The 25,086-nt window shown below is 42.0% G+C and carries 18 protein-coding genes; 12 read left to right on the top strand and 6 right to left on the bottom strand.

Features of this window, described 5'->3' with window-relative positions:
- The first annotated feature begins 339 nt into the window (after positions 1-339).
- The 3 genes from hisD to ABJL82_RS09250 all read left to right on the top strand — a co-directional run bounded on the left by hisD (position 340) and on the right by ABJL82_RS09250 (position 3,578).
- Entirely contained in the window at positions 340-1,662 is a 1,323-nt protein-coding gene (gene hisD / locus ABJL82_RS09260) for a histidinol dehydrogenase (protein ID WP_347274446.1), read from the top strand.
- A 56-nt stretch (positions 1,663-1,718) separates the two neighbouring features.
- Positions 1,719-2,774, top strand: coding sequence for a histidinol-phosphate transaminase (hisC, locus tag ABJL82_RS09255; RefSeq protein ID WP_347274445.1), 1,056 nt, complete (start codon positions 1,719-1,721; stop codon positions 2,772-2,774).
- A gap of 366 nt (positions 2,775-3,140) precedes the next feature.
- Positions 3,141-3,578, top strand: coding sequence for a Minf_1886 family protein (locus ABJL82_RS09250; protein ID WP_099324110.1), 438 nt, complete (start codon positions 3,141-3,143; stop codon positions 3,576-3,578).
- Positions 3,579-3,607: 29 nt separating this feature from the next.
- On the opposite strand, the gene ABJL82_RS09245 is transcribed toward ABJL82_RS09250, so the two are convergent.
- Both ABJL82_RS09245 and ABJL82_RS09240 read right to left on the bottom strand, forming a co-directional pair.
- Complete coding sequence (locus ABJL82_RS09245) at positions 3,608-4,246, bottom strand: SUMF1/EgtB/PvdO family nonheme iron enzyme (protein ID WP_347274444.1); 639 nt, start codon at positions 4,244-4,246, stop codon at positions 3,608-3,610.
- A gap of 66 nt (positions 4,247-4,312) precedes the next feature.
- Positions 4,313-4,804: a DUF192 domain-containing protein gene (locus tag ABJL82_RS09240; RefSeq protein ID WP_347274443.1), complete on the bottom strand. Its 492-nt coding sequence runs from the start codon at positions 4,802-4,804 to the stop codon at positions 4,313-4,315.
- A gap of 260 nt (positions 4,805-5,064) precedes the next feature.
- Here ABJL82_RS09240 and tilS point away from each other — a divergent pair, with 260 nt between their 5' ends.
- Positions 5,065-6,513 carry a tRNA lysidine(34) synthetase TilS gene (tilS, locus tag ABJL82_RS09235; RefSeq protein WP_347274442.1) on the top strand — a complete coding sequence of 483 codons (1,449 nt, stop codon included), beginning with the start codon at positions 5,065-5,067 and terminating at the stop codon, positions 6,511-6,513.
- 29 nt (positions 6,514-6,542) lie between these two features.
- Here the strand turns inward: tilS and ABJL82_RS09230 are convergent, their stop codons facing one another.
- Positions 6,543-8,375 carry a tetratricopeptide repeat protein gene (locus ABJL82_RS09230; RefSeq protein ID WP_347274441.1) on the bottom strand — a complete coding sequence of 611 codons (1,833 nt, stop codon included), beginning with the start codon at positions 8,373-8,375 and terminating at the stop codon, positions 6,543-6,545.
- A 287-nt stretch (positions 8,376-8,662) separates the two neighbouring features.
- The gene (locus tag ABJL82_RS09225; protein WP_347274440.1) at positions 8,663-10,078 is read right to left on the bottom strand and encodes a phospholipase D-like domain-containing protein; all 1,416 of its coding nucleotides are present in this window, start codon (positions 10,076-10,078) and stop codon (positions 8,663-8,665) included.
- 432 nt (positions 10,079-10,510) lie between these two features.
- Between ABJL82_RS09225 and ABJL82_RS09220 the strand changes: the two genes are divergently transcribed.
- Positions 10,511-12,046, top strand: coding sequence for a DegQ family serine endoprotease (locus tag ABJL82_RS09220; RefSeq protein ID WP_347274439.1), 1,536 nt, complete (start codon positions 10,511-10,513; stop codon positions 12,044-12,046).
- 226 nt (positions 12,047-12,272) lie between these two features.
- Here the strand turns inward: ABJL82_RS09220 and nifS are convergent, their stop codons facing one another.
- Both nifS and nifU read right to left on the bottom strand, forming a co-directional pair.
- The gene (gene nifS, locus ABJL82_RS09215) at positions 12,273-13,466 is read right to left on the bottom strand and encodes a cysteine desulfurase NifS (protein WP_347274438.1); all 1,194 of its coding nucleotides are present in this window, start codon (positions 13,464-13,466) and stop codon (positions 12,273-12,275) included.
- Positions 13,463-14,317, bottom strand: a complete 855-nt coding sequence (nifU, locus tag ABJL82_RS09210) for a Fe-S cluster assembly protein NifU (RefSeq protein ID WP_347274437.1) — start codon at positions 14,315-14,317, stop codon at positions 13,463-13,465. The genes nifS and nifU overlap by 4 nt, the downstream gene beginning before the upstream one ends.
- 582 nt (positions 14,318-14,899) lie before the next feature.
- Here nifU and ABJL82_RS09205 point away from each other — a divergent pair.
- The 7 genes from ABJL82_RS09205 (at position 14,900) to pstB (ending at position 24,970) form a co-directional block, all read left to right on the top strand.
- Positions 14,900-15,340, top strand: a complete 441-nt coding sequence (locus ABJL82_RS09205) for an Rrf2 family transcriptional regulator (protein WP_347274436.1) — start codon at positions 14,900-14,902, stop codon at positions 15,338-15,340.
- A 102-nt stretch (positions 15,341-15,442) separates the two neighbouring features.
- Positions 15,443-17,218 carry an SLC13 family permease gene (locus ABJL82_RS09200; RefSeq protein WP_347274435.1) on the top strand — a complete coding sequence of 592 codons (1,776 nt, stop codon included), beginning with the start codon at positions 15,443-15,445 and terminating at the stop codon, positions 17,216-17,218.
- Positions 17,219-17,646: 428 nt separating this feature from the next.
- The gene (locus tag ABJL82_RS09195; protein ID WP_347274434.1) at positions 17,647-19,092 is read left to right on the top strand and encodes a porin; all 1,446 of its coding nucleotides are present in this window, start codon (positions 17,647-17,649) and stop codon (positions 19,090-19,092) included.
- 77 nt (positions 19,093-19,169) lie between these two features.
- A complete protein-coding gene (locus ABJL82_RS09190) occupies positions 19,170-20,144 on the top strand; it encodes a PstS family phosphate ABC transporter substrate-binding protein (protein WP_347274433.1) in 975 nt (324 codons plus the stop codon).
- Between the two features lie 131 nt (positions 20,145-20,275).
- Positions 20,276-22,540 carry an ABC transporter permease subunit gene (locus tag ABJL82_RS09185; protein ID WP_347274432.1) on the top strand — a complete coding sequence of 755 codons (2,265 nt, stop codon included), beginning with the start codon at positions 20,276-20,278 and terminating at the stop codon, positions 22,538-22,540.
- Positions 22,537-24,138: a phosphate ABC transporter permease PstA gene (gene pstA / locus ABJL82_RS09180; RefSeq protein WP_347274431.1), complete on the top strand. Its 1,602-nt coding sequence runs from the start codon at positions 22,537-22,539 to the stop codon at positions 24,136-24,138. The genes ABJL82_RS09185 and pstA overlap by 4 nt, the downstream gene beginning before the upstream one ends.
- 64 nt (positions 24,139-24,202) lie before the next feature.
- Entirely contained in the window at positions 24,203-24,970 is a 768-nt protein-coding gene (gene pstB / locus ABJL82_RS09175; protein WP_347274430.1) for a phosphate ABC transporter ATP-binding protein PstB, read from the top strand.
- The last annotated feature ends 116 nt before the right edge of the window (positions 24,971-25,086 follow it).

The raw sequence follows: 25,086 nt of genomic DNA, 5'->3' as shown, positions 1-25,086 counted from the left end.
GAAGGAGGGGGAAATAGCTGAAAATGCCCAATTTAACTGGTTGAGATGTTTGTACAATTTTGCCGGGATTGATCATTTTACCAGTGGCATGTTTGCATTATAGAAACCCTATTTCTGATTTGCAAGCTTATTTGTTTCAAGTAGTAATGGCCGGATTCCTTACTTCAAGGTGACAATAATCCGGCATCAAACAATATCCATGAATGACCAGTCCTTGCTTTTGATGACGTCTTTTCATTTTCCTTGACAACATTTACCGTAGGAAATATAATTTTTTTCAATATTTTCTATGTCTTTATAACACGAGGCCACCGGCCTCGTTAATTTTTTGGATAATGAATGATGCGGATACTTAAAACATGGGAATGCGATGCAAGCCTGGAGATCGAAAAAATCAAACAAGGCTTAGACCCTTTAAATAGTTCTTCAGATATCAGAACAACCGTACTCAAAATCATTCAGGATGTAAAAAAAAATGGAGACAAGGCCATTGCCGTATATGGCAAACGTTTTGACAAGGCGCTTCTTTCGCCGGAACAATTCAGGGTAAAAGAAGAGGAAATTGAAGACGCTTATAAATATGTAACCGGTAAATTTATAAAGGCAATACGCCTTGCAATAAAAAATATTCAAACATATCAGAACCATATTCGCATTCAAAACGTAAAACAACTAAGGTCTAAAGGGGTGATTCTTGATACACTCTATACCCCAATAGACAGCGCAGGGATATATGTTCCCGGGGGGGCGGCTTCGTACCCTTCTACCGTATTGATGAACGCCATTCCAGCCCAGGTTGCCGGAGTGGAGAAAATAGTCATGGTTTCTCCCCCAAAGGAAGACGGTAATATTCCTCCGGAGAGATTGGTGGCGGCAAAAGAGGCGGGCGTTAGTGAGATATACAAAATCGGCGGTGTTCAGGCAATTGCTGCGCTTGCCTTTGGAACGAAAACCATTCCAAGGGTGGACAAAATTGTAGGCCCTGGAAATGTGTTTGTGACGCTTGCCAAAAAAGAAATTTTCGGATATGCGGGAATAGACATGCTTGCTGGTCCGAGCGAGGTGTTAATTATTGCCGATAACCATGCAAACCCATCATATATAGCTTCTGATTTGCTTTCTCAGGCGGAACACACGCCTGGTATTTCTCTTTTAGTTACTTCTTCAAAACTGTTGGCAAAACAGGTTGTAGCAGAAATAACCCTGCAGATAAAAACACTCAGTCGTTCTGCCGGCACAAATGAATGCCTCAGCAAATATGGAGTAATTTTTATCGCAAAAAATATGAACGAATGCATAGCGCTCTCCAATGCCATTGCTCCCGAGCATTTACAGATTATGACGCAGAATCCAAAATCCGTGTTATCAGGCATTAAACACGCCGGGGCGGTATTTGTGGGAGATTACACTCCTGTGGCTCTGGGAGATTATATCGCCGGACCATCGCATGTGCTCCCTACCGGAGGCACTGCGCGTTTTTCATCCGGCTTATCGGCAAATGATTTCATTAAGAGGACAAGTGTTATCACCTATTCACAATCAGCGCTGAGGAGCGTACAGCAGGATGTGTCTGAAATTTCAGCATCTGAGGGACTTGATGCGCATGCAAAATCGGTTAAAATCAGATTGGCTACAGGCGGGAAAAAGCCGTCCGTGCGTTGAAAGTAACGTAGTTCGCGACTCACTATCACTACTGTTTTATTCATTGGAGCATTCTCTTGAGTTATTTTAAAGAACACATTGAAAAAATGACCGGTTATATACCGGGTGAACAACCAAGGGATGGTGTTTACACAAAGCTAAATACAAATGAAAATCCCTATCCGCCGTCACAGCATGTTTTGGAAGCAATACGTAATTCATTAAACGAAACGCTTCGTTTGTATCCTGACCCGGTCGCAATGGCGGCGCGATTAAAAATTGCGGAAGTACTTAAAACAAAACCGGAACGTGTCATGGCCGGGAACGGATCGGACGATCTTCTTTCTATAATAGTTCGCAGTTTTGCAGGGCCTGGTGATAAAATAGTCTTTCCCTACCCTTCCTACATGCTCTATAAAACCCTTTCTGAATTACAAAACGGCGCTGCATGTATGATTGATTTTGCGGAGGATTATACCCTCCCTGAAGATTTCATCGTAAAAGGGGCAAAAGTTTCTTTTATCGCAAACCCCAATTCGCCTTCGGGCACAATGATTTCTCCCCGGGAAATATCAAGACTGGCGTCGAAAATTGATGGAGTGCTTGTTATTGATGAAGCATATGCGGATTTTTCTGATGAGAACTGCCTGTCATTGGTAGAACGGCATGACAATGTACTCCTTTTGCGTACACTCTCAAAATCATATTCACTTGCAGGCATTCGGTTTGGTTTTTGCGTAGCGCAAGAATCTCTTATACAAGGGATGATGAAAGTAAAAGACTCATATAATGTTGACCGGTTAGGCATAGTAGCCGCAGTCGCAGCTATGGAAGATCAAAAGACCATGATGGGGCATGTTGTGAAAATCAGAAAAACAAGGGAGTCTCTTTCAAAGGCGTTGGAAGGAATGGGATTTTTTATTTATCCATCTCACACCAATTTTGTTTTAGCCCGATGTATGAAGGGGGTTTCTGCACATAATTTATATAATGAATTAAGAAAGCGGAAGATTTTGGTAAGATACTTTAACATAAGACGGCTTGACGATTGCCTGCGCATTACGATAGGAACGGAGGAAGAAATTGACCTTTTAATAAAAAATCTAAAAGACCTGCTGAAAGTTAATGTTTAGTACCTTATCAGCAATTTCTTTGCGAAACAAATTATAAAATCCTCCCCCCCTTACCCTTCCCAAAGGGGGAGAATGTCCCCCCGCTGGCGGGGGTGCAGGGGGTGAAATTAAAATTTAGAATTTGTTTCGTATTTCGTGCTTCGCGCTTTGTATTTTTTATCTCATGCTTGTTTGGCTCTGGCTTGCCCTGCGTAGGAATTTCAATATTTTTGTAGAGACGCATTGCATGCGTCTGGAAACTGTTGCGCGTAAAGAAAATGTTGACACAAGAGAATTTACTGACATAACGTAGAGACGCATGCAATGCGTCTCTACATTTAATATTTTCCCTGGAAATACGGTAAGCTTTTTCTTGGAGAAACAAAAATGAAAAACCCCTGGAACAAAATAAAGGAAATAGAGAAAAAAGACCCGCGCTATTCTCCCATGGCTTATCAATTTGTATTCGAGGCGCTCGAATTTACCACAAACATGCTCGGCAAAACTCAATATAAGGCCGCTGATTCAGGCCGTCATGTGACGGGAAAAGAACTTTTGGAGGGGATTAAACGTTATGCATTGAAGCAATTTGGTTTTATGGCCTTAACTGTATTTGAACAATGGGGTATAAAAGAGGACATTGATTTTGGGAATATCGTCTTCAATCTTGTTGAAAGCGGTTTGATGGGGAAAACAGAAACAGACTCGAAAGATGATTTTAAAAATATTTATAACTTTAAAAAGGTTTTTGATGAAGAGTACGAATTTAAAGGCAACTATGATATCCGGATGTCATTAAGCGCACTTGGCATCAAAAAAAGTTAAATACCTCATCCCACAATATATACGGTATTTTATTCAGCATCTTTTACGCAACGGAAACCTACGTTGTTATCCCGTCCTTCGGGATAACTGCAACTACGATAAGCGCTCCTGAGAATATAATGATGATTCAGCCATGAGCCGCCTCTCACGACACGGTATTTTCCTTCTTCATACCAATCCTCGCACCATTCCCACACATTCCCCGACATATCATAACACCCATAAGAACTTGCGCCTTCCTTTCTGTCTCCTACCGCCGCCGGGGCTCCGATATTAGGGTCGAGATTAAATACGGCCAGCGTATGGTCTGGTTGCATGTTTCCCCACGGGTATTCCCTTCCGTCAATTCCCCGGGCAGCCTTGCCCCACTCTTTTTCTTTCGGGAGTCGTTTTCCCGCCCATTTCGCATATGCAACCGCATCGCTCCAGCTTACCCCTACCACTGGTTGCAGTGGTTTGTTAAATCGTTCATTATTCCAGAAAGAAGGGTGTTTCGCGCCAGTTTCATCAATAAACTTCTTATATTGGGAATTTGTTATGGGAAACTTATCAATATAAAATGCATCGACATACACAACCTTCCTGTCCTCTCCCATAACAAAATTACCGGCAGGCACATACACCATTTCAGAGCCATCTTTTTCGTTAATAATACTTTGCTGTGTCATATGCATATATTCTGTAAAAATAGTTAAAATGGAGATTTTTCAAAAACTACATTGTTGCTTGAAATTTCAATTCTTACCATTACGAGATTCTCCATTTGCTATAACGCGCGGTGGCATTTTCACTACATCTCCTTCCCGCACATTATGTATTTCAAACCAATTAGATTTCATTTCAAGGGCGTAGCGTACCTTTTCGCGTGAGTTATGAAGATCAAGGCTCCGGGGTTTCATTGTTTCTATCTGGGTAATCCGTCCATCCCTATCTATAAATGCAACAGAAAGCGGCACATAGGTATTCTTCATCCAGAATGAAAGCCTCTCTTCATCCGGAAAGATAAAGAGCATGCCTTTATTATCTTCTAAGGTATTACGATACATTAGCCCTGCCATGTGTTCTTCAGGGGTAACCGCCAACTCTACCTCTATGTCTGTTCCGGATACCGTTATTTGCTCTGTTTTCTTTTCATGGTTCCCGTAGCAATCATTTTTTATGCAATGGTATACTATAATGCAAACGGAAAGTACAGCAGGAAAAAAATATTTTAATGTCCTGTTCATCCTCATATCTTTTTCTAAACCTGTAATAAAGAAGCAAAAAAAAACGTCAATATACGGAGATGGATGTAATACATTTGTTAATTAAAAAATTACTAAAATCAACAATTTCACTATGTATGAATATTTTACGCACCTCACCTGCAAAGTCAATCCATTTCTCTGCTTGATTTATTAGGGGGGAAGGGATATAGTTCTCATCAAATGACGCTTATATCCTATTTAACCAAAAACAGTAGAACAGTGTCTTAATCCCATTAATTATGAAATTGCATCCATTTGTCGAAAACATATTCAAAATTATCTGTAAATACCAGCTTATTCAACCAGATGATTCAGTCATTGTCGGAGTTTCCGGTGGGCCTGATTCTGTCGCTCTCCTGAAAACCCTTCATCTTCTTAATGCTGCAAAAAACCTGCGTTTGCGGTTATATACGGCGCACCTTAATCATCAGCTTCGTGGTGATTTTTCAGAAGAAGATGAACAATTCGTCCAAAATTTAGCAAACGAACTCTCACTTCCATTTATTTCAAAAAGGGTAAATATCAGAAAAATCGCTGCAGAAACCAAACTTTCGCTGGAAGAAACGGCACGCAAAGAGAGATATACATTTTATTCCGAGGCATCGCAAAACTACAATGTTTCTCATGTAGCAACCGGACACAATGCCGATGACAATGCAGAAACCATTCTCCACAGAATAATCAGGGGAACCGGCGCTCCCGGTCTTGGAGGAATACCCATTAAACGTCCGTTATCCCCAGGTACGCAGCAGTTGATCATTCGGCCTCTGTTATTTGCATGGAAAAAGGAGATTCTCGAATATCTCAATAAAGATCAGACGAAATACCGGGTAGATGCATCTAATTATGAAAAGGAATACACAAGGAACAGGATACGTCATGAACTCATTCCTTTATTGGAACATAAATACAATCCTAATATAAAAAACGCCCTGTCCCGATTATCGCAGATACTTACGATAAACAATGAATACCTCCTTGCGGCATGCGAATCAGTATTTGAAAACGCCATTATGAAAGAACCAGACAATGCATATGTTCTTAACGCCGGGTTTCTCCTTAAACAACCAAAAATTATGCAATTCCTGTTGCTGCAGAAATTGTTGCACGTAATGCATATCCCTCTGAAAGCCATACATTATGGACATTATTCCATGATACTTGAAGGGATGGCGCAAAAAAAAAATGCCATGAAATTCCAATTGCCGGGGAAAATTACCTTACGGTATGAGCAGGGAAGGCTTTTTTTAGAAAGGGGGTTTTCCCGGGAAACATTTACAGAATTGCCGGAAATTCCCCTGAAAATACCCGGGACAACTCAAATCGTGGGTCTTGGCAGTTTAACCGCAGAACTTCTTGAGAGTAAGGATGTGTCACTCGAAAAATTTAAATTAATGAAAACAAGATATGAAGAGATACTGGATTTCGAAAGCGTTAAAGAACCTCTTCTCTTAAGAAAGAGAAATAGCGGAGATACCATTTCTCCATTAGGAACTCGGGGTTATAAGAAAGTGAAAAAACTTTTTATCGATAAAAAAATACCCCAGGGAAAACGCAGCTTCATCCCTATAATTGCTATGAATAATAAACCGGTATGGATCGTTGGAATATGTCTGGATAACAGCGTTAAGGTTACTGGCAATACAAAAAAAATACTCAAATTAACCTTTCAACCATCCGGAAGCTAAAAGGGTACTTATCATATCATTTGACCATACTATTCACTTACAATCTTCTCAAAGCCGGCATCTCCCTTATATCTTATGAAATCAGGGCTGTTGCGGGCGGCATTTTTATACAGGGGATTTAATTGCACCGCTTTCTCTAATGAATCAAGGGCTTCTTCTTTTCTTGATAGCAATGAAAGTGCGCATGCCTTATTAAATAATACTGCGTCAAAATCGGGGTTGATACGTAGTGCGCTGTTGTACATTTTTACAGCATCTTCGTGATTACCAATGCTATCCAGCAAAAGTCCCTTATTGTTCATTGCTTCAGGAAAGTCTGGTTTTAACCGGAGCGCATTGTCATAAGCATCAAGCGCCTCCTGATATTTTCCCATTTCTTCCAATACGTACCCTTTGTAATTAAATGCCTCATATGCATTGCTTTCTAATAACGCTGCTTTATCAAAGGCGGTTAACGCCTCGTCGTATTCATTTAAAAATGAATGGGAAATCCCTTTATTCATCCATAAATCAAAATCATCATTTTTAATCCGTAACGCATTGTTGTAAACGTTTACGGCGTCAGCATACTTGTTGAGACGGATAAGTGCAATGCCGTTGTTTTGTAACGCTTCCAGTTTAATTTTTGATAAACGGGGAACGTTCACCGCTTCTTCATCAGTAATAATTTGTCCTACCTTTGCAAATGACTCTGTCGCCTCTTCAAGCCGCCCCATCCTGGCCAGGGCATTTCCCTTGTTTTTCCATGCCTCAGCGTAATCCGGCTGCAATTCTATTGCCCGGTCAAATGCCTTTATTGCTTCAACATAGTTTCCGAGGTGAAACAATTCGCAGCCTTTATTCGTCATTGTTTCATACGAATCAGGCTGTATTATCAATGCCTTTTCATATGCAGCAACGGCTTCATCATGTCTTTTTAAACGGGACAAGGTCAACCCCATATTTGTCCATGCCCCATAAGAATCCGGTTGTATCTCAATGGTCTTCTCATATGCTTTCAGGGCATCCTCGTATCTGGACAGTGAGTCCAATGCGAGTCCTTTGCCATTCCATGCTGCATACGAACCCGGGCTCAGCTCAATTGCTTTATTAAAAGCGTCTACGGCCTCTTCATGTTTTCCCATGTCAGCGAGTGTAAAGCCCTTATTCGCCCATGCCGCATGTTCCTTGGGCCGTATTTTTATTGCGGTATCGTATGCTTCAATCGCTTCGCCATACCTGCGCAACCGAACGAAACAGTTTCCCTTATTAATCCATGCTTCATAATATGCCGGATTTATTCTTATTGCCTGATCATATGCTTCCAGCGCTATGCCCCTTTTTTCCGGAATTCTCGCCAATGCCAATCCTTTATTATTCCATGCTTCATATTCATCAGGTTTTAATTTAAGGATAGAGTCATACGTCTTTATTGATGCTTCGATATCGCCTATATGGTCATGTACGTTCCCTTTGTTATATAAAACCATCAAAGCATCCGGTTTTATTTCTAATGCCTTGTCAAATGCCTTAATTGCCTCATAATATTTTCCTGCGTGGTCTGAAGCCCTTCCTTTCATATACCACGCTTCCCAGTAATCAGGTTTCGATTGAACTGCCATATCAGCGGCTTCTATGGCTCTTTCAAAATCACTCATATAATCAAGTACGGCTGCTTTGTTATACCAGGCCTCCGGCGCATTGGGTTTCAGGGAAATGGCGCGTTCGTACTCGTGAAGCGCATCCTGATAGTTCTGTTTATGTATAAGGATATTCCCCTTATTGATACACTCTTCATAAGTTTCTTCCCCAAATGCTACTGTGTTTAGCCCGGCAAGTATGAAGAAAAGAAGCGCTTTTAGTATGAATACTCTTTTTGCCATAACTACTATCCTCCCCATTGCAAAAAACATAAAGCGACTAAACTACGGATTAATTTAACCGTGTAATAAAATTTCCATGTTCGCGTTTATTAGCGATTCCTTTATTAACCGCTAATACAAGCAAATAGACGCTAATGAATAACGAATATTTTACCCTGCTAAATAAATCCAGCTTCATTGTTCAATATTCGATTACCGACTGCCGACTGCCGACTTTCTATATTGGACTCCACCTGAAAAATATCAAAAACAACTTAGTGCTTATGGTGTTCCTGCCCGCATACCATTTACTGGAAGGTCAATATATCTCCATCTTCTATGATATAAGGGATATCCAATCCCCACCTTTTGGTTAGCATCCCCTGATAGATTACTGTATCACCCTCATTAAATCTCGATACATTATCTATTCTTGATTTTTTCACCCTGAGTTCTAATTTGCATAGACCGCCATCCTGTTGTTCAAATCCTATGCGCAAATCGTTTTCTGCCGCCAGATGCTTGTATACGATCTTCCCCATCCAGCTCAGGTATTTGCCATCAAATTTGTCCCATTTTTCCCTCTTTTGATCTGCGGAAAATTTGCTCTCTTCGCCAAACATACTTTCCAAATCCGCAAGCGTTTCTATTATATATTCTTTTCCGGGACCTTGACACAAAACTGTCGTATAAGGGTCAGCGGTCAGTTCCTCTTTTGTTAATGGTTTAGGAGAGTCGTCTTCAATTCGGAGTATATTGCCGTTTTTCAGTTTATAAGGGTATACCTTTGTTACCGGCGAAACAAGTTCTCCTGTGTACGTTACCATACTGCCATATTTAACACCGGCAAAGTTTTTCTTATGCTCAGGATTCAGTTCTGTTTCCACACTCGTATGACCGTGATTAATATTCAGTAACCATCCGTTAACGATCGTCCATCCAATATACTTGACCCTACCGCACCACTTAACCTTTCTGCCCTCACATTTCCGCCACAAATTTTCCTTTTGATTATCCGACAAATCGCTTATCACCCCAAATATTTTGTCGAACTCCTCAAAATTCATGTCAATAAAGCCATCCGCATTCTCTGTAATTGTTATGTCATACCCTGAAGCAATCAACTTTCCTTCAACTGTCTTTTTCTCATTGGTTTCGGATACCGGTTTTACCGGTATCTTTTTCTCTGTTTCTTCCGCAATATACGTCTGCTTTTTAAGGGGAGAGTCTGCACCCTTATGAAATAACCTGCCAAATTCCCTTTGATATTTCACTAATACAGGAGTTTCATCCATAAAAATGACATTTTCGCAATTAAACCTGCTTGTTTTTTCATGCCAAAGATAAGACCCTGTTACAAGCAGTTTGGAATCAAAGATGGCATAGTTATTGTTCATAATACCTTTCTGGATCAATATCTTCACGGCAAACCCGTTTTCCCCGCAATATTGCGATAGTATCCCCTTCGTGAGAAAACGTTTTCTGTCGATAACAATCCTTATCTCTACCCCTCTTTCCTTTGCCCTGGCAAGTGCATTTACTATATCGACGGAAGTCATGTTTCTCGCGGCAATATCAATAGATTCGCGGCAAGCGTCTATCTCGTTAAGAATTTTCTCTTTAATTTCATCAGGAGTAAAATAGACTTCAGATGAAAACGCCTTCCCCTGAATACACATTAGGATTACAATCCCTGTAATAATAACTGCATGAATCTTTTTCATACCTATACCCTTTCTTTATTTTTTATTAAGGAACAAATGCCCATTGTTTATTGTTAAATTCTGCGTATCCGGCAGTTTTAAAATAAAACACCCGAAAGGATTGATTATTCAGATTTCCCCGGAAAGAACGAGGCTACCTGCACTTCCATAAAAAAGCCATACGCGCTGCTTTAAAAATTAATGGTAACAATAGTGGCGAGATGATGTTTGTAAATAATTGAGAATAATATCGGCGCATGTTAACGGAATGGAAAATTATGATTGTTTAAATAATATCAGCGAAAACAGAATAATGCAAGAAATTAGGAAGGCTGTCCGCATCTTTTTGCCCTGCAAGGTATTTTGAATTATATTGACAAAAAACACTGCCTAAAATAGAATTGAGGCCTAACATTTTTATACGTTGGACATTTACAAAAAGGGAGCATCAAAATGTTGAATAAGGTACGAAGCAACTGTATACGCATACTATGCATTCTGGGGATATTTGCAGGCATAGATTTATGTTTGTCCCAAAAATCAAGCATCTTCGCTTCAAATAAGACAAATAGTGACACTTCGGTAATTGAAGCCGCACAAAGCTTTGAGAAGATTTTCGAACAGGTTGTGGAAAGGGTAAAGCCAGCAGTTGTGTCCATAACTTCAGTAAAAAGCTTTAAACATAACAGAGAACGGCAGCGTGAAATGCCTAAAGACCGTAACCATCCCCAACAACCGAGGCAGGAACAGGATCAATTTCGCGATTTTTGGGATTTTTTTGGAGACGACTTTTTTGACAAGTACTTAAAACCCCGGTATCCTGAAGAAGATTTTAAGGTTCAGGGACTAGGTTCCGGCGTAATTGTTGACAGCGAAAACGGCTATATCGTCACCAATAACCATGTCGTTGAAAATGCTGACGAACTAACGGTTTCCCTCGGAGACAGGCGTGAATTTAAAGGAACAATCGTTGGCACCGATCCGCAAACGGATATAGCAATTGTAAAGATCGAAGGAAAAGATTTGCCTTCTGCAAAACTGGGGGATTCGGATTCCATTAAAGTAGGGCAGTGGGCTATTGCAATAGGAAATCCCTTTGGTTTATCACAGACCGTTTCCGTGGGCGTTATTAGTGCCATGGGAAGGGCCAATGTTGGTGTTGCGCAGTACGAAGATATGATCCAGACAGATGCAGCGATAAACCCCGGTAATAGCGGAGGGCCTCTGGTCAATTTAAACGGGGAAGTGATTGGCATAAACACCGCAATTTTTACCAGAAGTGGCGGTTATCAGGGTATTGGGTTTGCCATACCCGTTAATATGGTAAAAATCGTTATGAAAGACCTCATTGAGAAAGGGAAGGTCACTCGTGGTTGGCTCGGTGTTGCGATACAGGATATCAGCCCGGATCTGGCAAAATCATTTGAGGTAGCCATCGCTGAAGGCGTTATTATCAGCGATGTGCAGGAAAATTCTCCGGCAAAAGAAGCAGGCCTTGAACGCGGTGATATTATAATCAAGTTTAACGACAAGCCAATACGGGATGTTAATCACCTGCGCAATACGGTTGCGCAAACGGAAGCAGGCAAAAAAGTGAAGATAACCGTCCTGAGAGAAGGGAATGAAAAAACACTAACAGTAAAAATCGGCGAACAACCTTCCGATTTGTTTGCTTCAGCGCCGACCGGGACATTGCAGGAAAAAGAACTTGGTATGACGGTGCAAAATATTACAAGTGAAATTGCAAAAAATCTGGGATTGGAAAATGAAACGGGCGCCATTGTCTCAGCGGTACAGCCTGGAGGCCCTGCCGCAACGGCAGGCATAAGAGAAGGAGACATTATCAGAGAAGTTAACCGTAAAAAAATAACTACTGTGGAAGAATTTAACAGCGCCGTGCAGAAAGGTGACAAGAAAAAGGGCATTTTGTTGCTTGTGAAACGCGGCGAATACGCCCAATATGTTATTGTAAAATCAGATAAAGATTAACAAAACCTCTCTCTGTACAAAAATTTTAAACAAAAATGGCAATCGTTACGATTGCCATTTTTGTTAACACCTTGGTTTTTTCGATCTCGTTTCCAGGCTTCAGCTTGGGAATGAGCGTTTTTACTTCTTCAAAAATCTACTTTGTTACAATATATCGCTATTGCTTTTCCGTTTGATAAATAGTTACCTGCTTTTATTTCTGCAAATGCTTCGTCCTTGCTTCTCCTCAGATATAACCCGCAGAAATGTGTCCCTGAAATTTAGAATCTCTGTTGTATGGTGATATTTCCCTGAGTCTCCTCACAACGGGCGGAAGATGTTCAATCATATATTCTACATCGTCCGTTGTCGTATATCTGCTCAGACTCAACCGGATGGAACCGTGTACTGCGGTAAAAGGAACGCCCATTGCCCTTAATACATGCGAAGGTTCCAGTGAACCAGAGGTGCAGGCGGAACCTGAAGAAGCACAAATTCCCTTCTCATTAAGCAGCAACAAAATAGCTTCGCCTTCAACATATTCAAAACTTATATTTGTCGTATTGGGTAACCTGGGGGATTTATAACCGTTTATTATCGCATCAGGGGCCTTTGCCACAATTTCACTCTCTAGTCTGTCGCGCAATTGTTTTACCCTTGTTTGTTCCTCAGCCATAAATTTTTTTGCCAGTTCACATGCCTTGCCAAGCCCAATAATAGAAGGCACATTCTCCGTGCCTCCTCTGCGATTTTTCTCCTGATGCCCCCCTATAATAAAGGGTGCGATGGATGTGCCTTTCCTTATGTACAAGGCGCCAACCCCTTTTGGCGCATGTAATTTATGCCCTGAAAGAGTTAATAAATCAATTGCACTTTCAGCGAGATTTATCGGTATTTTGCCTACTGCCTGTACCGCATCGGTATGCAAAAAAGTCCCCTTTTGTTTTACAATGCCGGCAATTTCCTCAATAGGGAAAATGACGCCGGTTTCATTGTTTGCATGCATAATAGACACAATTGCCGTATCTTCCCTCACTGATTCTGACAACTCATCCACATTGAGCATCCCATTTCTATCCACCCCCAACTCAGTGACATGATACCCATTTTGAGCGAGATATGTACACAAGTTGTAAACCGCAGGATGCTCGACCCGTGAAGTTACAATATGCCTTTTCCCCGGATTTGCCCGGAGAATGCCCAATATCGCGGTATTATCACTCTCCGTGCCGCAACTGGTAAATAATATCTCTTCAGGCCTGGCGCCAATGATGTCCGCAACCTGCTGTCTGGCCTTGTCTATTTTCTTTGCAACCTGACCGCCAAAAATATGCATGCTTGAAGGATTGCCGTAATACTCAGAAAAGAAAGGCAGCATTTCTTCCAAAACCTCAGGGGCAACCTTTGTAGTCGCATTGTTATCCGCATAAACAACCTTCATGATAATACCTCCTCCACAATGAGCGTATCGGTGACGAATTCTCTTAATTTAGCCTCTACCGTTGATTTTAAGGTTACTCCCGAACTCGGGCATGAGGAACAGCTTCCCCGGAAAGAAACCATTACCCGGTCGCCGTCGATATCAATCAATTCAATATCACCTCCATCCGCCAGCAGGGCAGGGCGAATATCCCTTTCTATAGTCTCCTGCACAAGCTTCATTTTTTGAATATTCGTTAATTTTTTAACGGGTTTCTGTGCTTTTTTAATAATTTCCTTCTCTTTTTCCTTGTGCCAGATTTCATCGATAATTGCCTGGATTTGAGGGTGACACGACTGGCAGCCTCCTCCCGCTTTGCAATAGTTTGTTACCTGTTCAATCGTAGTCAGTTTATGTTCCCTGACTTCATGCGCGATCTTATTGTCGGTTACCCCAAAGCATTTACACACAATGGTCCCTTCATCAACAGCCTTCTCCAGCTTTATCCCACGGTAATTCGCAATAGCGGCTTCCAGCGCCTCACGTCCCATGACAGAACAATGCATTTTTTGTTCAGGCAAACCGTCAAGATACTCTGCAATATCACTATCAGCGACCTTCTCTGCTTCAGCGATTGTTTTCCCTTTTATCATCTCTGTCAGGGCGCTTGCCGAGGCAATGGCGCTCCCACAGCCGAAGGTCTTAAATTTTACATCCGATATAACGTCCCCGGCATCTATTTTCAGCATCAGTTTAAGCGCATCACCGCAGGCTAAACTGCCTACTTCCCCCACAGCATCCGGATTTTCCATATCGCCAACATTTCTCGGATTCAAAAAATGGTCTTTCACCTTTTCAGAATAGTCCCACACCTTTTATTCCTTTCTTTGCAACTGGTAAGAAACAGGAAAAAGCGCACCGATTATTTTCCGTAATAACCAGCCCCCATTCTGCTTCCGCAGTTTTTTAAAAAACTTATCAAAATACGGTGGTATCCTTTAACGCATGGGAAAAACATTTGCCATAAATTATACAGCGGCAGGATTTTTGCGTCTCCACCTTTTTCTCACTGCAAATATTCTCCTTATGGACGTATTTGAATATATTCTTTTCTAATTGTCATGTCAAGCATTGCCTGACCTTATACACCCAAGCTGGCATAGCCAGAACCAAACAAGCATGAAAAAGGAAACCAGATTAAAATCGGTAGCCGGCAATCGCCAGTAGGCAGTCGTACAAGATTGCAGAGATTGAGTATTGAGGACTTCGGATTTCACCATTTGTCTGTATTTAATTATTAATAAAAACACTTGAAATTTGGAAATATTTCTATATAATACACCAAATACATAGACTAAGCAGAATAAATTTGCAATTTCCTTTTGTAAGAAACATTAACATAGGTAAAGGGAATACCCGTTGAAAATAAATAACCATTATGGTGTGTAAATACGATGATTTCAAAAAAGGTTAAATACGCTATTATTGCGCTTGTTAAATTAGCAAGAGAATATAATAAAGGACCTATATTAATAAGGGATATCGCAGAAAGTGAAAAAATTCCTCAAAAGTTTTTAGAGGCGATACTGAATGATCTTAAGCATGCCGGCATTCTGGGCAGCAAAAAGGGGAAAGGCGGTGGATATTATTTGTTAAAAAGTCCTGAAGAAGTAAACCTGGCTACAATTATTCGGTTATTTGATGGAGCAATAGCGCTTTTGCCGTGCGTCACTTATCGATATTATGAACGATGCAAAGAATGTAAAGATGAAGAAACATGCGGTATTCGTGATGTTTTTAGAGAGGTGCGCGACGAAACAGTTGAATTGCTGAAAGCGGCAACTCTGAGCGAGATTATCCGGAGAGAATCAAGCGTAAAGAAAATTAAACGTTAAATTTTTTTGTAATTACAGTCTATATATTCTATAGATTTATCATTTATGTGACAGCAATTTAGTTTTATAGAAAACAAATGTTGTATAAGGAAGGAGTATTGTATGAGTTACGAAGCGTGGATAACCTTAGCGGTAGTTGCAGGCATTTTTGTATGTCTTATCAGGAACCTTGCGCCGCCAGACCTGTTATTCTTAGGAGCTACTACCTGCCTGGCTGCGGTCGGTATTATTACACCGGGAGAGGCCTTTGCAGGGTTTTCAAACTCCGGCATGTTGACCGTGGCCGCTTTATTTGTAGTGGCTGCCGGTCTGCGTGAGACAGGAGTGTTGGACTACATTGGGCATCATGTTCTCGGACGGGCAAAAACAGAAAAAAGCGTTTTAGGGAGATTGGCGGTGGTAGTGATTCCAATGTCGGCTTTTTTGAATAACACCCCCATTGTTGCAATGTTCGTGCCGGTTATATTGGATTGGTGCAGAAAACATCTGGTCTCTCCCTCAAAACTGCTAATCCCGCTCTCTTTTTTAGCAATTCTCGGTGGAACGTGTACGTTGATAGGGACGTCAACCAATCTTGTTGTACAAGGTTTAATGATCAGGAATGGGTTGCCCGGTATGCATCTGTTTGAGATTGGCATGGTAGGACTCCCCTATGCCTTTATCGGCTTTGCATATCTGTTTTTTGCAGGTTCAAAATTGCTTCCCGACCGAAAAGAATTCCTCGAACAGCTTAGTGAGACCCGGAGAGAATATTTAGTGGAAATGATGGTTCAGTCCGGCTGTAAATTGATCGGGAAAACGGCTGAGCAGGCAGGGCTCAGGAGACTGCCCGGTTTGTTCCTTATTGAAATTGACCGCGCCGGCACAATTATTAGCCCTGTGAGTCCAGACGATGTAATAGAGGCAAATGACCACCTGGTTTTCACAGGGGTGGTGAGCAGCATTATTGAGCTGGAAAAGATTCCCGGTATTATACCAGCCGCAGATACCGCCTATGAAGTTTCTCCAAAACTGCAGCGCAAACGGCGTTTGTGCGAAGCTGTGATTTCTGAAAATTCGCCTCTCATCGGGAAATCCATTCGTGACGCTGATTTCCGGGCTTCGTATGGCGCTGCAGTAGTAGCTGTTCATCGTGGCAGTAGGCGTGTTGAAAAAAAGATTGGCGATATACGGCTGCGGCCGGGAGATACCCTTCTTCTGCAAGTGAGGCAGCATTTTTTAAGGGCGCACCGAAACGACCCTTCGTTTTATCTTGTCAGTAATGTTGAGGGATGGCGTCCGCTGCGCAGAGACCGGGCATGGATTTCTGTGTCTTTATTTCTAGTATTGATAGGATTCATGACAACAGGATGGATTCCGATCCATACCGTAGCTATCCTAACCTCTATCTTTATGGTGGGACTCGGATGTATTTCTGCCGGAGATGCACGGCAAAGCATTGAGTGGAAGGTGCTTATCACTATCGCCTCTGCGTTCGGCATTGGTACTGCCCTGCAAAACTCAGGGCTTGCAACAACCATCGCGACCATTCTTGTTGAAGCGACAAAGGCATATGGTCCAATAGCAGCATTGGCTATCTTTTATCTTCTCGGATCACTTATGACAGAACTCATTACAAATAATGCCGCTGCCGTTTTACTTTTCCCATTCTGCCTTGAAACTGCAAGACTCTATGATACAAGCCCCCGTCCCTTTCTTGCCGCTTTAATGTTGTCTGCGTCTGCAAGCTTTATGACGCCTATTGGCTACCAGACGAATATGATGGTCTATGGGCCAGGAGGATATCGGTTTACTGATTTTTTAAGAATTGGTGGGCCGCTGAATCTGCTGCTCTGGATTACGGCAGTCGCATTAATCCAGCTTTTCTGGAAATTCTGAAACATGGAAAATCTTAACAAAATCTTAATGATTTCTTTATATTGCCTTAATATTTGCATTTTATAATCCGTGCGTTTTCATAATAGTCTGTTGCTTATCGTAACAATACAAAAAGACGTAACAGGAGGTGAAACGGACACATATATTATTATTTTAAGAAGTTAGAAGTGTTGCATGCATGATTGTGGTATTGAGAAACCGAAAAGGGTTTGTTTTTTGTAACACTTTAGTCTTTTAAAAGTGGAAATAATAATTTGTAGTGCGACGAGGTTCGTCGCATTGTTCTGAGTAGACCCTATTCCTTATCGCACTGCTTTTTTTTGGTGCGACGAACCTCGTCGCACTACATTGTTGGAGTTTTTCAAAAGACTAAAGTGTTACTGTCTTTTTCATTTTATTTGTGTTGTTTTTTAAAGGAGAAATTTTAAATGACCGGCAGTAAATGGCGTAATTTTGTGCTACCAAAGGTCTTTGTTTTTTGTGTGTTATGCATGGGCGGTGTATCTTCGATAGTATTTGCACAGGGAGAATCCAGTACCGATACCAGAAGTGAAGTTGAAGAATTAAAGCAGCAATTAAAACTGATGGAAGATGCATTCGCACGGCAGCAGGAACAAATGGATGCATTAAAAAATCGTATAGAGGCAATAAGCGTGGAAACCAAGGTTGCCGTTAAGGAAGAGACAAAACAGGCGGTGCAGGAATATTTATCTACCGATGAGGCAACGAAGGTTGTCGTGAAGGAAGAGACAAGGCAGGCAATACAGGAATATTTATCTACGGACGAAGCGACGGGAATCCTGGGGTTCGGTATCCCTGAATTGATTGCGGAATATACGCCGGAACATAAAAAGTCTGCTTTAAGTATCAGAACACGCGACGGCCTATACTCCTTTAACTTTGGCGCAAGATTGCAGATGCGTTATGAATACAAGGACAAGGACGATGATTTCGGAGAGCCGGATACGCAAAATATCGACGTCCGCCGTGCAAGGCTTAATTTTGGCGGTAATATCTACAGCAAAGACCTTCATTATTTTGTTGAAATAGACGGGGACAAATTTGACGTAGGGGTAAGGGATTTTTACGTGTACTGGACGCCCTTTGAAGAATTAAACACCAAAATCGGTTATTTTAAGGTGCCGTTTAACAGGCAGAGGGTGGCGTCTTCCGCAACTCTCTTGTTTCAGGACAGGTCTATTGCCAGTGAGTTCTTTGACCAGGATCGTGATTACGGCGTGGATTTATACGGAAAACCTTTTGAAGGAAAGATGGAATATCACGTGGCAATGTTTCAGGGGGCAGGAGAGGATCAGGCGGACTGGTTTCAGGGCAAGGAAAATTTTGATAATGAGCTTATGTTTGTCCTGAACGCCCGGTACAATCCGTTTGGAAAGTATAACTATTATGATGAAACCGATTTGGCGTATTCTGATACATTAAAAGCAACCATTGGTGCGTCCGTTGCGTTTAATGGAAAACGAAAGGACGTTAAAGAGGAAGATTTTGATAATATTGCGGGTGTAGTTGATTGCGGATTAGCGTATAAAGGGCTTTCGTGGAATAACGAATACTATATTATGACGCGTGATCCGGAATCCGGGGGCAGTTCGAAGGACTCTGATGGTTTTTATACTCAACTGGGTTATTTTGTACTACCAAAGAAACTCGAACTTGCCGGACGTTACTCCATGATAGATCCGGATGATGACATTTCAAATGATATTCAACGGGAGTATACTTTTGGAGTCAATTATTACTTTCGCGGCCATCGCTCAAAGATTCAGGCGGACTTTGGCCATTTTGTCACAGAGGGAGAGGATGAAGATGAAAATGAGAACCAAATCAGGGTGCAATACCAGATTGTGTTCTAAAAAAAGAGAAAAAAGTCGATTTTCAATATAAATTCGAGTAATATATCGCTCATATAATTTAAGGAGGAATGATTATAATGATGAAAAAATTATTGTTATTGTTAACTATTGCAAGTTGGGGAATAATAGGTGCAGCCTATGCCGAAGAATCTTCAACGGCAGAGACCGAAATCAAATCCTATAGCAAAGTAGGCGGCGTTTCGGGAAATCTGAACAGCATAGGTTCTGATACCATGAATAACCTGATGACGTTCTGGGCGGAAGGATTCAACAAATTGTATCCAAATGTAAAGGTTCAAATAGAGGGGAAGGGATCCACGACTGCCCCTCCATCCCTGATAGCAGGTACGGCACAAATCGGGCCGATGAGCAGGGCTATGAAACCAACGGAAATCGATGCATTTGAAAAAAAGTATGGTTACAAACCAACAGAAATAAGAACAGCGCTCGATGCATTGGCTGTATATGTAAACAAGGATAATCCTATAAAAGGACTGAGTCTGCCGCAGATAGACGCGATTTTTTCAAGTACCAGAAGAGGCGGATATAAAGAAGATATTAAGACATGGGGACAACTTGGGCTGACGGCAGATTGGGCGTCAAAGCCAATAAGTCTTTATGGGCGTAATTCTGCTTCCGGCACCTACGGTTATTTCAAGGAACATGCACTTTTTAAAGGAGATTTTAAAAATACGGTAAAAGAACAGCCTGGTTCTGCCTCTGTGGTTCAGGGGGTTACTGAAGACCGTTATAGCATCGGATATAGCGGTATAGGATATCAGACGTCTGGTATCAAAACCGTGCCTGTTGCGTTGAAAGAGGGAAGGCATTTTGTAGAGGCAAAAGAAGAGAACGTGCTGAACGGTTCTTATCCCCTTGCAAGATTTCTCTATATCTATATTAACAAAAAACCGGGGCAGCCTCTTGACCCTCTGATTCACGAATTTGTCAGATTTATCCTGAGCAACGAGGGCCAGCAAATAGTGATAAAAGATGGATATATGCCATTGCCGTCGTCAGTTGTGGAAAAAGAACTGAAAAAAATAGAATAGCATCCATCATTGCGATTCTCAATATCTGCATTCAATCAAATTGTTTTAATAATCACCCCTTTGTATTCCTAAGAAACTGAAAATTAGGGAAGAGGGGTGGTTTTCTTTTAGACCGTACTGTTTGTTCGCATATGAAAAGCCTGAAAAGCAGAAAACTTACCGACAAAACTGCCCGCTGGATGATCACATGCAGCGGTGTGGCTACCATATTTGTAATACTTGCCCTCTTTGTCTTTATCTTCATGGAAGTCCTTCCCCTTTTAAAAGGAGCGAAGGTTGTAAAAGAAAATACATTTGCCATTCGTAAGACGGCGGTTTGTATTGGCGCTGATGAACATCTGGAGATTGCGTATGTCGTGTATAATAATGGCAAAATAGAATTTATCTCGCTGCGGGACGGCAGTATTATCAGGAAACACGATCTTCCCGGGATTGGTAACGCGCATATCACATCGGTTGACAAATATAAAGACCATCATGTTATGGGAACGGATGACGGGAGAATTTTAACAGTTTCCATTGGTTTTACCCAATCGTTTGAAAACGGAAAACGGATAATACTCCCGGCAATTTCATCGCGGGAAGCGATTCATACGAATGAAGAAGGCGATTCTTTGCCTTTTGCTGTGAAACACATTGCTTCGCGGGAGGATGAAGAAACAAGAGTTATTGCAGTACATACTGACGATGACCGGCTGCTGCTGCTTTCTTCAATAACAGAGACCTCTCTTTTTGGGGAAGGGGAAAAGAGGGAGGTGCGCAAAGACATTTCCCCTCTCATTAAAAAACCGTTACGGAGAATCACGCCTTTTCTAAATAATCAGACGGAACATCCACTGCAGGAAGGGACGATTGCCATAACTGCCCTCGCCCTTGACATTTTTATGGATAATCTTTATGTTGGCACAGATTCAGGGGAGGTAATATGTATTGACATAAGGGAGAAAGAGGAACCCGTAGTTTTGGAACGGGTAAAGGTTTCCGGCAGCGCCGTCTCCGCAATGAGGTTTTTGCTGGGCGATATTTCGCTGGTGATTGGCGACGCAGAAGGCAAAGTTTCTTCGTGGATGAAGGTAAGAGATGCATTGTCTCTCTCCGGATGGTCGCTGAAAAAGATACATACGTTTCAATCCCATAACGCCCCGGTAGTGGCTATTGCCAAGTCTGTGAGAGACAAGGGTTTTGTTACTGCCGATTCAAATGGTTTGATACATCTCCGCCACGCCACATCAGAACAAACATTGTTAAATTTGAAGACGTCTTCTCCTGTAACCGCACTTGTCTTCTCTCAAAAGGCAAACGGCGTCCTGGCAGCCGATGCATCAGGCGCATTATATTTGTGGAACATTTCGAACCCGCATCCTGAAACTACATTAAAAACACTGTTTGGCAAGGTATGGTATGAGGGATACGAAAAACCTGAATACATATGGCAATCAACCGGAGGTACGGATGATTTTGAGCCAAAGTTCAGCCTGATTCCGTTAATCTTCGGTACGATCAAAGGCACGGTGTATGCGTTGCTTATTGCTGTGCCAATCGGCATATTCGGGGCGCTCTATACTTCGCAATTCCTCCACCGGTCTCTAAAGGTAATCAAGCCCGTTATTGAATTAATGGCGGCACTTCCCAGTGTGATTCTGGGTTTTCTCGCAGGATTATGGCTTGCTCCGTTAATTGAAAAAATCTTTCCGGCTTTGGTAATTATGCCATTTTTCATTGTACTTTCCATTGCTGCCGCGATGGTTATCTGGAAGGCGACCCCTCTATTCTGCAAAAGTAAATACAAACATGGCGTGGAATTGGTATTTTTGATACCATTTATCGTTAGCGCAATTTTTGGATCTATTTGCCTTTCCGGGGTATTTGAATCGTTTGCTTTTGGAGGAGATTACCGGCAGTGGTTATTGCATGTTTTAGGGCTGCATTATGACCAGAGAAATGCAGTTGTAGTGGGGTTTGCAATGGGATTTGCGGTGATACCACTTGTTTTTACCATATCAGAAGACGCCATGAGCAATGTTCCCGGAAGCCTTATTTCCGCTTCTTTGGCGCTTGGCGCTACGCCGTGGCAAACTGCGATGAAGATTGTGCTCCCAACCGCAAGCCCGGCTATTTTTTCTGCAGTTATGATCGGTTTTGGGAGGGCCGTGGGGGAAACCATGATCGTTCTTATGGCAACAGGCAACACCCCTGTGCTGGACTGGAATCTTTTCAGCGGATTCAGGGCATTGGCTGCAAATATTGCCGTAGAAATACCTGAAGCGCCGTTTGGCGGAACTCTTTACCGGGTGCTTTTTCTTGCATCACTCCTGCTTTTTGTGACAACATTTATCGTTAATACCTTTGCCGAGGTAATTCGACAAAAGATGAAAAAGAAATACAGTAAACTATGAAAAAGTTTTTTAAGTCAGGCGACCCATATGTGTGGTTAACCGCAAGCTCTCTGACCATATGCCTTTTGATGGTTTGCGGGCTGATTACGCTTATTATGATAAAGGGGCTTGGTATATTTTGGCCGCATACCATTGTTCATTTTCATCTCAAAGACGGGACAACGGTTTTAGGGGAGGTGTCAAAAAAAGAGCCTATTCCCTACGAAAAAGATGGTTACCGGACAAAGCTTAAAATAGGCAATCGTGATATTTACGGACTTGATTTCAGATGGATTGATGATGACAAAATAGTTTCACTGGAATATCCCGCCGATGCCGTTGCCATAGAGAGGCGCGAGTGGGGAAATATGTATGGGTTTTTGCAGGGCATTATTGGAAAGAACGGCAGGATTGAAGCAATACAACAGGACGGGGCAAAGGGGTTTATAAACGAAAATAAAAAACTTTTTAAAAAAATAAGGCAGCTTGAAAAAAAGGAAATTGGCGGCATTAACTATCAGATGGAAAAAAAGCGGATTATCGTAAAACAATTACAGTCGCTGCCGCCGTCTGATATAGTTCAAAAAAAAATGAATGGCGTCAAAATGAAAATTGACGCCCTTGAAAAAATGTACCATGAAAAAGAGACCTTGCTTTCAAACCTTTACCAAAAGGCAAGAGAGAAAGAATTCATCATACGCCTTGCCGGTGGAGAAGAAAAAATACTTCCTGTTTTTCAGGTAGTACGTATGTATACACCCAATTCGATGCATGTATTCGCAAAAACAGGTTTTTATCTGACAAAATTTTGGGAGTTTATTGCCGATGAACCACGGGAGGCTAATACGGAGGGGGGGATATTCCCTGCAATATTTGGTACGGTCATGATGGTATTTATCATGAGTATTGCCGTCGTTCCCCTTGGAGTATTGACGGCAGTCTATCTGAAAGAATATGCCGGTGATAATTTTATTTCACGGATAGTACGCATCTCGGTCAACAATCTGGCAGGTGTTCCCTCAATTGTTTTCGGGGTATTCGGGCTTGGCTTTTTTATCTATTTAATAGGGGGTACTATTGACAATGTGTTTTTTAAATCCTCATTGCCGTCCCCTACGTTTGGAACTGGCGGCATTTTGTGGGCATCGCTTACGTTAGCTTTATTAACGGTGCCGGTAGTGGTCGTTTCCACGGAAGAGGGGCTGTCTTCCGTGCCCGGATCGATAAGGGAAGGTTCTTACGCCCTTGGCGCAACAAAATTTGAAACGTTATGGCGTGTTGTGCTTCCCCAGGCCGCACCGGGTATACTTACCGGTACTATTCTGGCAATGGCGAGGGCAGCGGGAGAGGTTGCGCCGCTTATGATTACGGGCGTTGTGAAACTTGCGCCTTCTCTCCCCATAGACCATCATTTTCCTTTTCTTCATTTAGAAAGAAAATTTATGCATCTAGGTTTCCACATTTACGATGTAGGGTTTCAGTCGCCAAATGTCGAGGCTGCAATCCCCATGGTATATACCACAACCCTTGCATTACTATTTAGCGTGCTGGTATTAAATATTACGGCAATAATAGTGCGTAACAAGTTGAGAAAAAAATACAGGATGTCATCTGTATAAGAAATGTATGTTTCTAGAGAAGTAATTTTGAAAACAAGAGAGGTGTACCATTTCACCCGGTAAAATGAAAAAAAAACCTAATCCGGTAGTTAATATTACAGACCTGAAATTGTATTACGGCAACAATTTAGCCCTGAATGGCATAAACCTGGATATTTCAGAAAAAATGATCACAGCGTTTATCGGGCCTTCCGGATGCGGAAAGTCAACGTTAATCCGGTGTTTAAACCGCATGAATGATCTTATAGAAGGGGTGCGGATTGAGGGTTCCATTAAGATTGCCGGAAAAGACATTTACGACCCCTCTGTCAATGTAACCGAACTCAGGAAGCGGGTTGGCATGGTATTCCAGAAACCAAACCCGTTCCCGAAAACAATCTATGAGAATGTGGTATACGGTCCGCGTGTATTGGGGGTAAAGAAAAAAAACGCACTGGACGATATTTGCGAAAAGGCGCTTATAAAGGCGGCGCTATGGAACGAGGTAAAAGACCGCCTCCACTTCAGCGCCCTTGAACTGTCAGGCGGACAGCAACAGAGGGTGTGTATTGCCAGGGCTATCGCCATGGAACCGGAAATTGTACTTCTCGACGAACCTTGTTCCGCGTTAGACCCGATTGCCACGGCAAAGATAGAGGACATGCTTGTCGAACTGAAAAAGGACTATACGGTGGTTATCGTAACCCACAATATGCAGCAGGCGGCAAGGGTTTCTGATTATACCGGGTTCTTTATGATGGGGGAACTTGTAGAATATGATGATACGACTGAATTATTTACGAAACCGAAAAAACAAAGGACAGAAGATTATATAACGGGGAGGTTCGGGTAGAAATGTGGAAACAATTTTCGTTGCAAAAACAGCGGTTATTTCGCAGGGTATCCCGGAACAATTGCGCCATGTTATGGCGCTGAAAAGGGGCGGGTTTTGCCGGTTTTAAAAAGAGG

The sequence above is a fragment of the Candidatus Kuenenia sp. genome (assembly GCF_039794105.1).
Classification (GTDB): domain Bacteria; phylum Planctomycetota; class Brocadiia; order Brocadiales; family Brocadiaceae; genus Kuenenia.
Note: the sequence above shows the minus strand (reverse complement) of the source record. Positions and strands in the feature narration are given on the sequence as shown.

Excerpts from the sequence above, each read along its gene's own strand:
- hisD (WP_347274446.1), top strand. The coding sequence starts at position 340 with ATGATGCGGATACTTAAAACATGGGAATGCGATGCAAGCCTGGAGATC.
- ABJL82_RS09250 (WP_099324110.1), top strand. The coding sequence starts at position 3,141 with ATGAAAAACCCCTGGAACAAAATAAAGGAAATAGAGAAAAAAGACCCG.
- ABJL82_RS09245 (WP_347274444.1), bottom strand. The coding sequence starts at position 4,246 with ATGACACAGCAAAGTATTATTAACGAAAAAGATGGCTCTGAAATGGTG.
- ABJL82_RS09240 (WP_347274443.1), bottom strand. The coding sequence starts at position 4,804 with ATGAACAGGACATTAAAATATTTTTTTCCTGCTGTACTTTCCGTTTGC.
- tilS (WP_347274442.1), top strand. The coding sequence starts at position 5,065 with ATGAAATTGCATCCATTTGTCGAAAACATATTCAAAATTATCTGTAAA.
- ABJL82_RS09230 (WP_347274441.1), bottom strand. The coding sequence starts at position 8,375 with ATGGCAAAAAGAGTATTCATACTAAAAGCGCTTCTTTTCTTCATACTT.
- ABJL82_RS09225 (WP_347274440.1), bottom strand. The coding sequence starts at position 10,078 with ATGAAAAAGATTCATGCAGTTATTATTACAGGGATTGTAATCCTAATG.
- ABJL82_RS09220 (WP_347274439.1), top strand. The coding sequence starts at position 10,511 with ATGTTGAATAAGGTACGAAGCAACTGTATACGCATACTATGCATTCTG.
- nifS (WP_347274438.1), bottom strand. The coding sequence starts at position 13,466 with ATGAAGGTTGTTTATGCGGATAACAATGCGACTACAAAGGTTGCCCCT.
- ABJL82_RS09205 (WP_347274436.1), top strand. The coding sequence starts at position 14,900 with ATGATTTCAAAAAAGGTTAAATACGCTATTATTGCGCTTGTTAAATTA.
- ABJL82_RS09200 (WP_347274435.1), top strand. The coding sequence starts at position 15,443 with ATGAGTTACGAAGCGTGGATAACCTTAGCGGTAGTTGCAGGCATTTTT.
- ABJL82_RS09195 (WP_347274434.1), top strand. The coding sequence starts at position 17,647 with ATGACCGGCAGTAAATGGCGTAATTTTGTGCTACCAAAGGTCTTTGTT.
- ABJL82_RS09190 (WP_347274433.1), top strand. The coding sequence starts at position 19,170 with ATGATGAAAAAATTATTGTTATTGTTAACTATTGCAAGTTGGGGAATA.
- ABJL82_RS09185 (WP_347274432.1), top strand. The coding sequence starts at position 20,276 with ATGAAAAGCCTGAAAAGCAGAAAACTTACCGACAAAACTGCCCGCTGG.
- pstA (WP_347274431.1), top strand. The coding sequence starts at position 22,537 with ATGAAAAAGTTTTTTAAGTCAGGCGACCCATATGTGTGGTTAACCGCA.
- pstB (WP_347274430.1), top strand. The coding sequence starts at position 24,203 with ATGAAAAAAAAACCTAATCCGGTAGTTAATATTACAGACCTGAAATTG.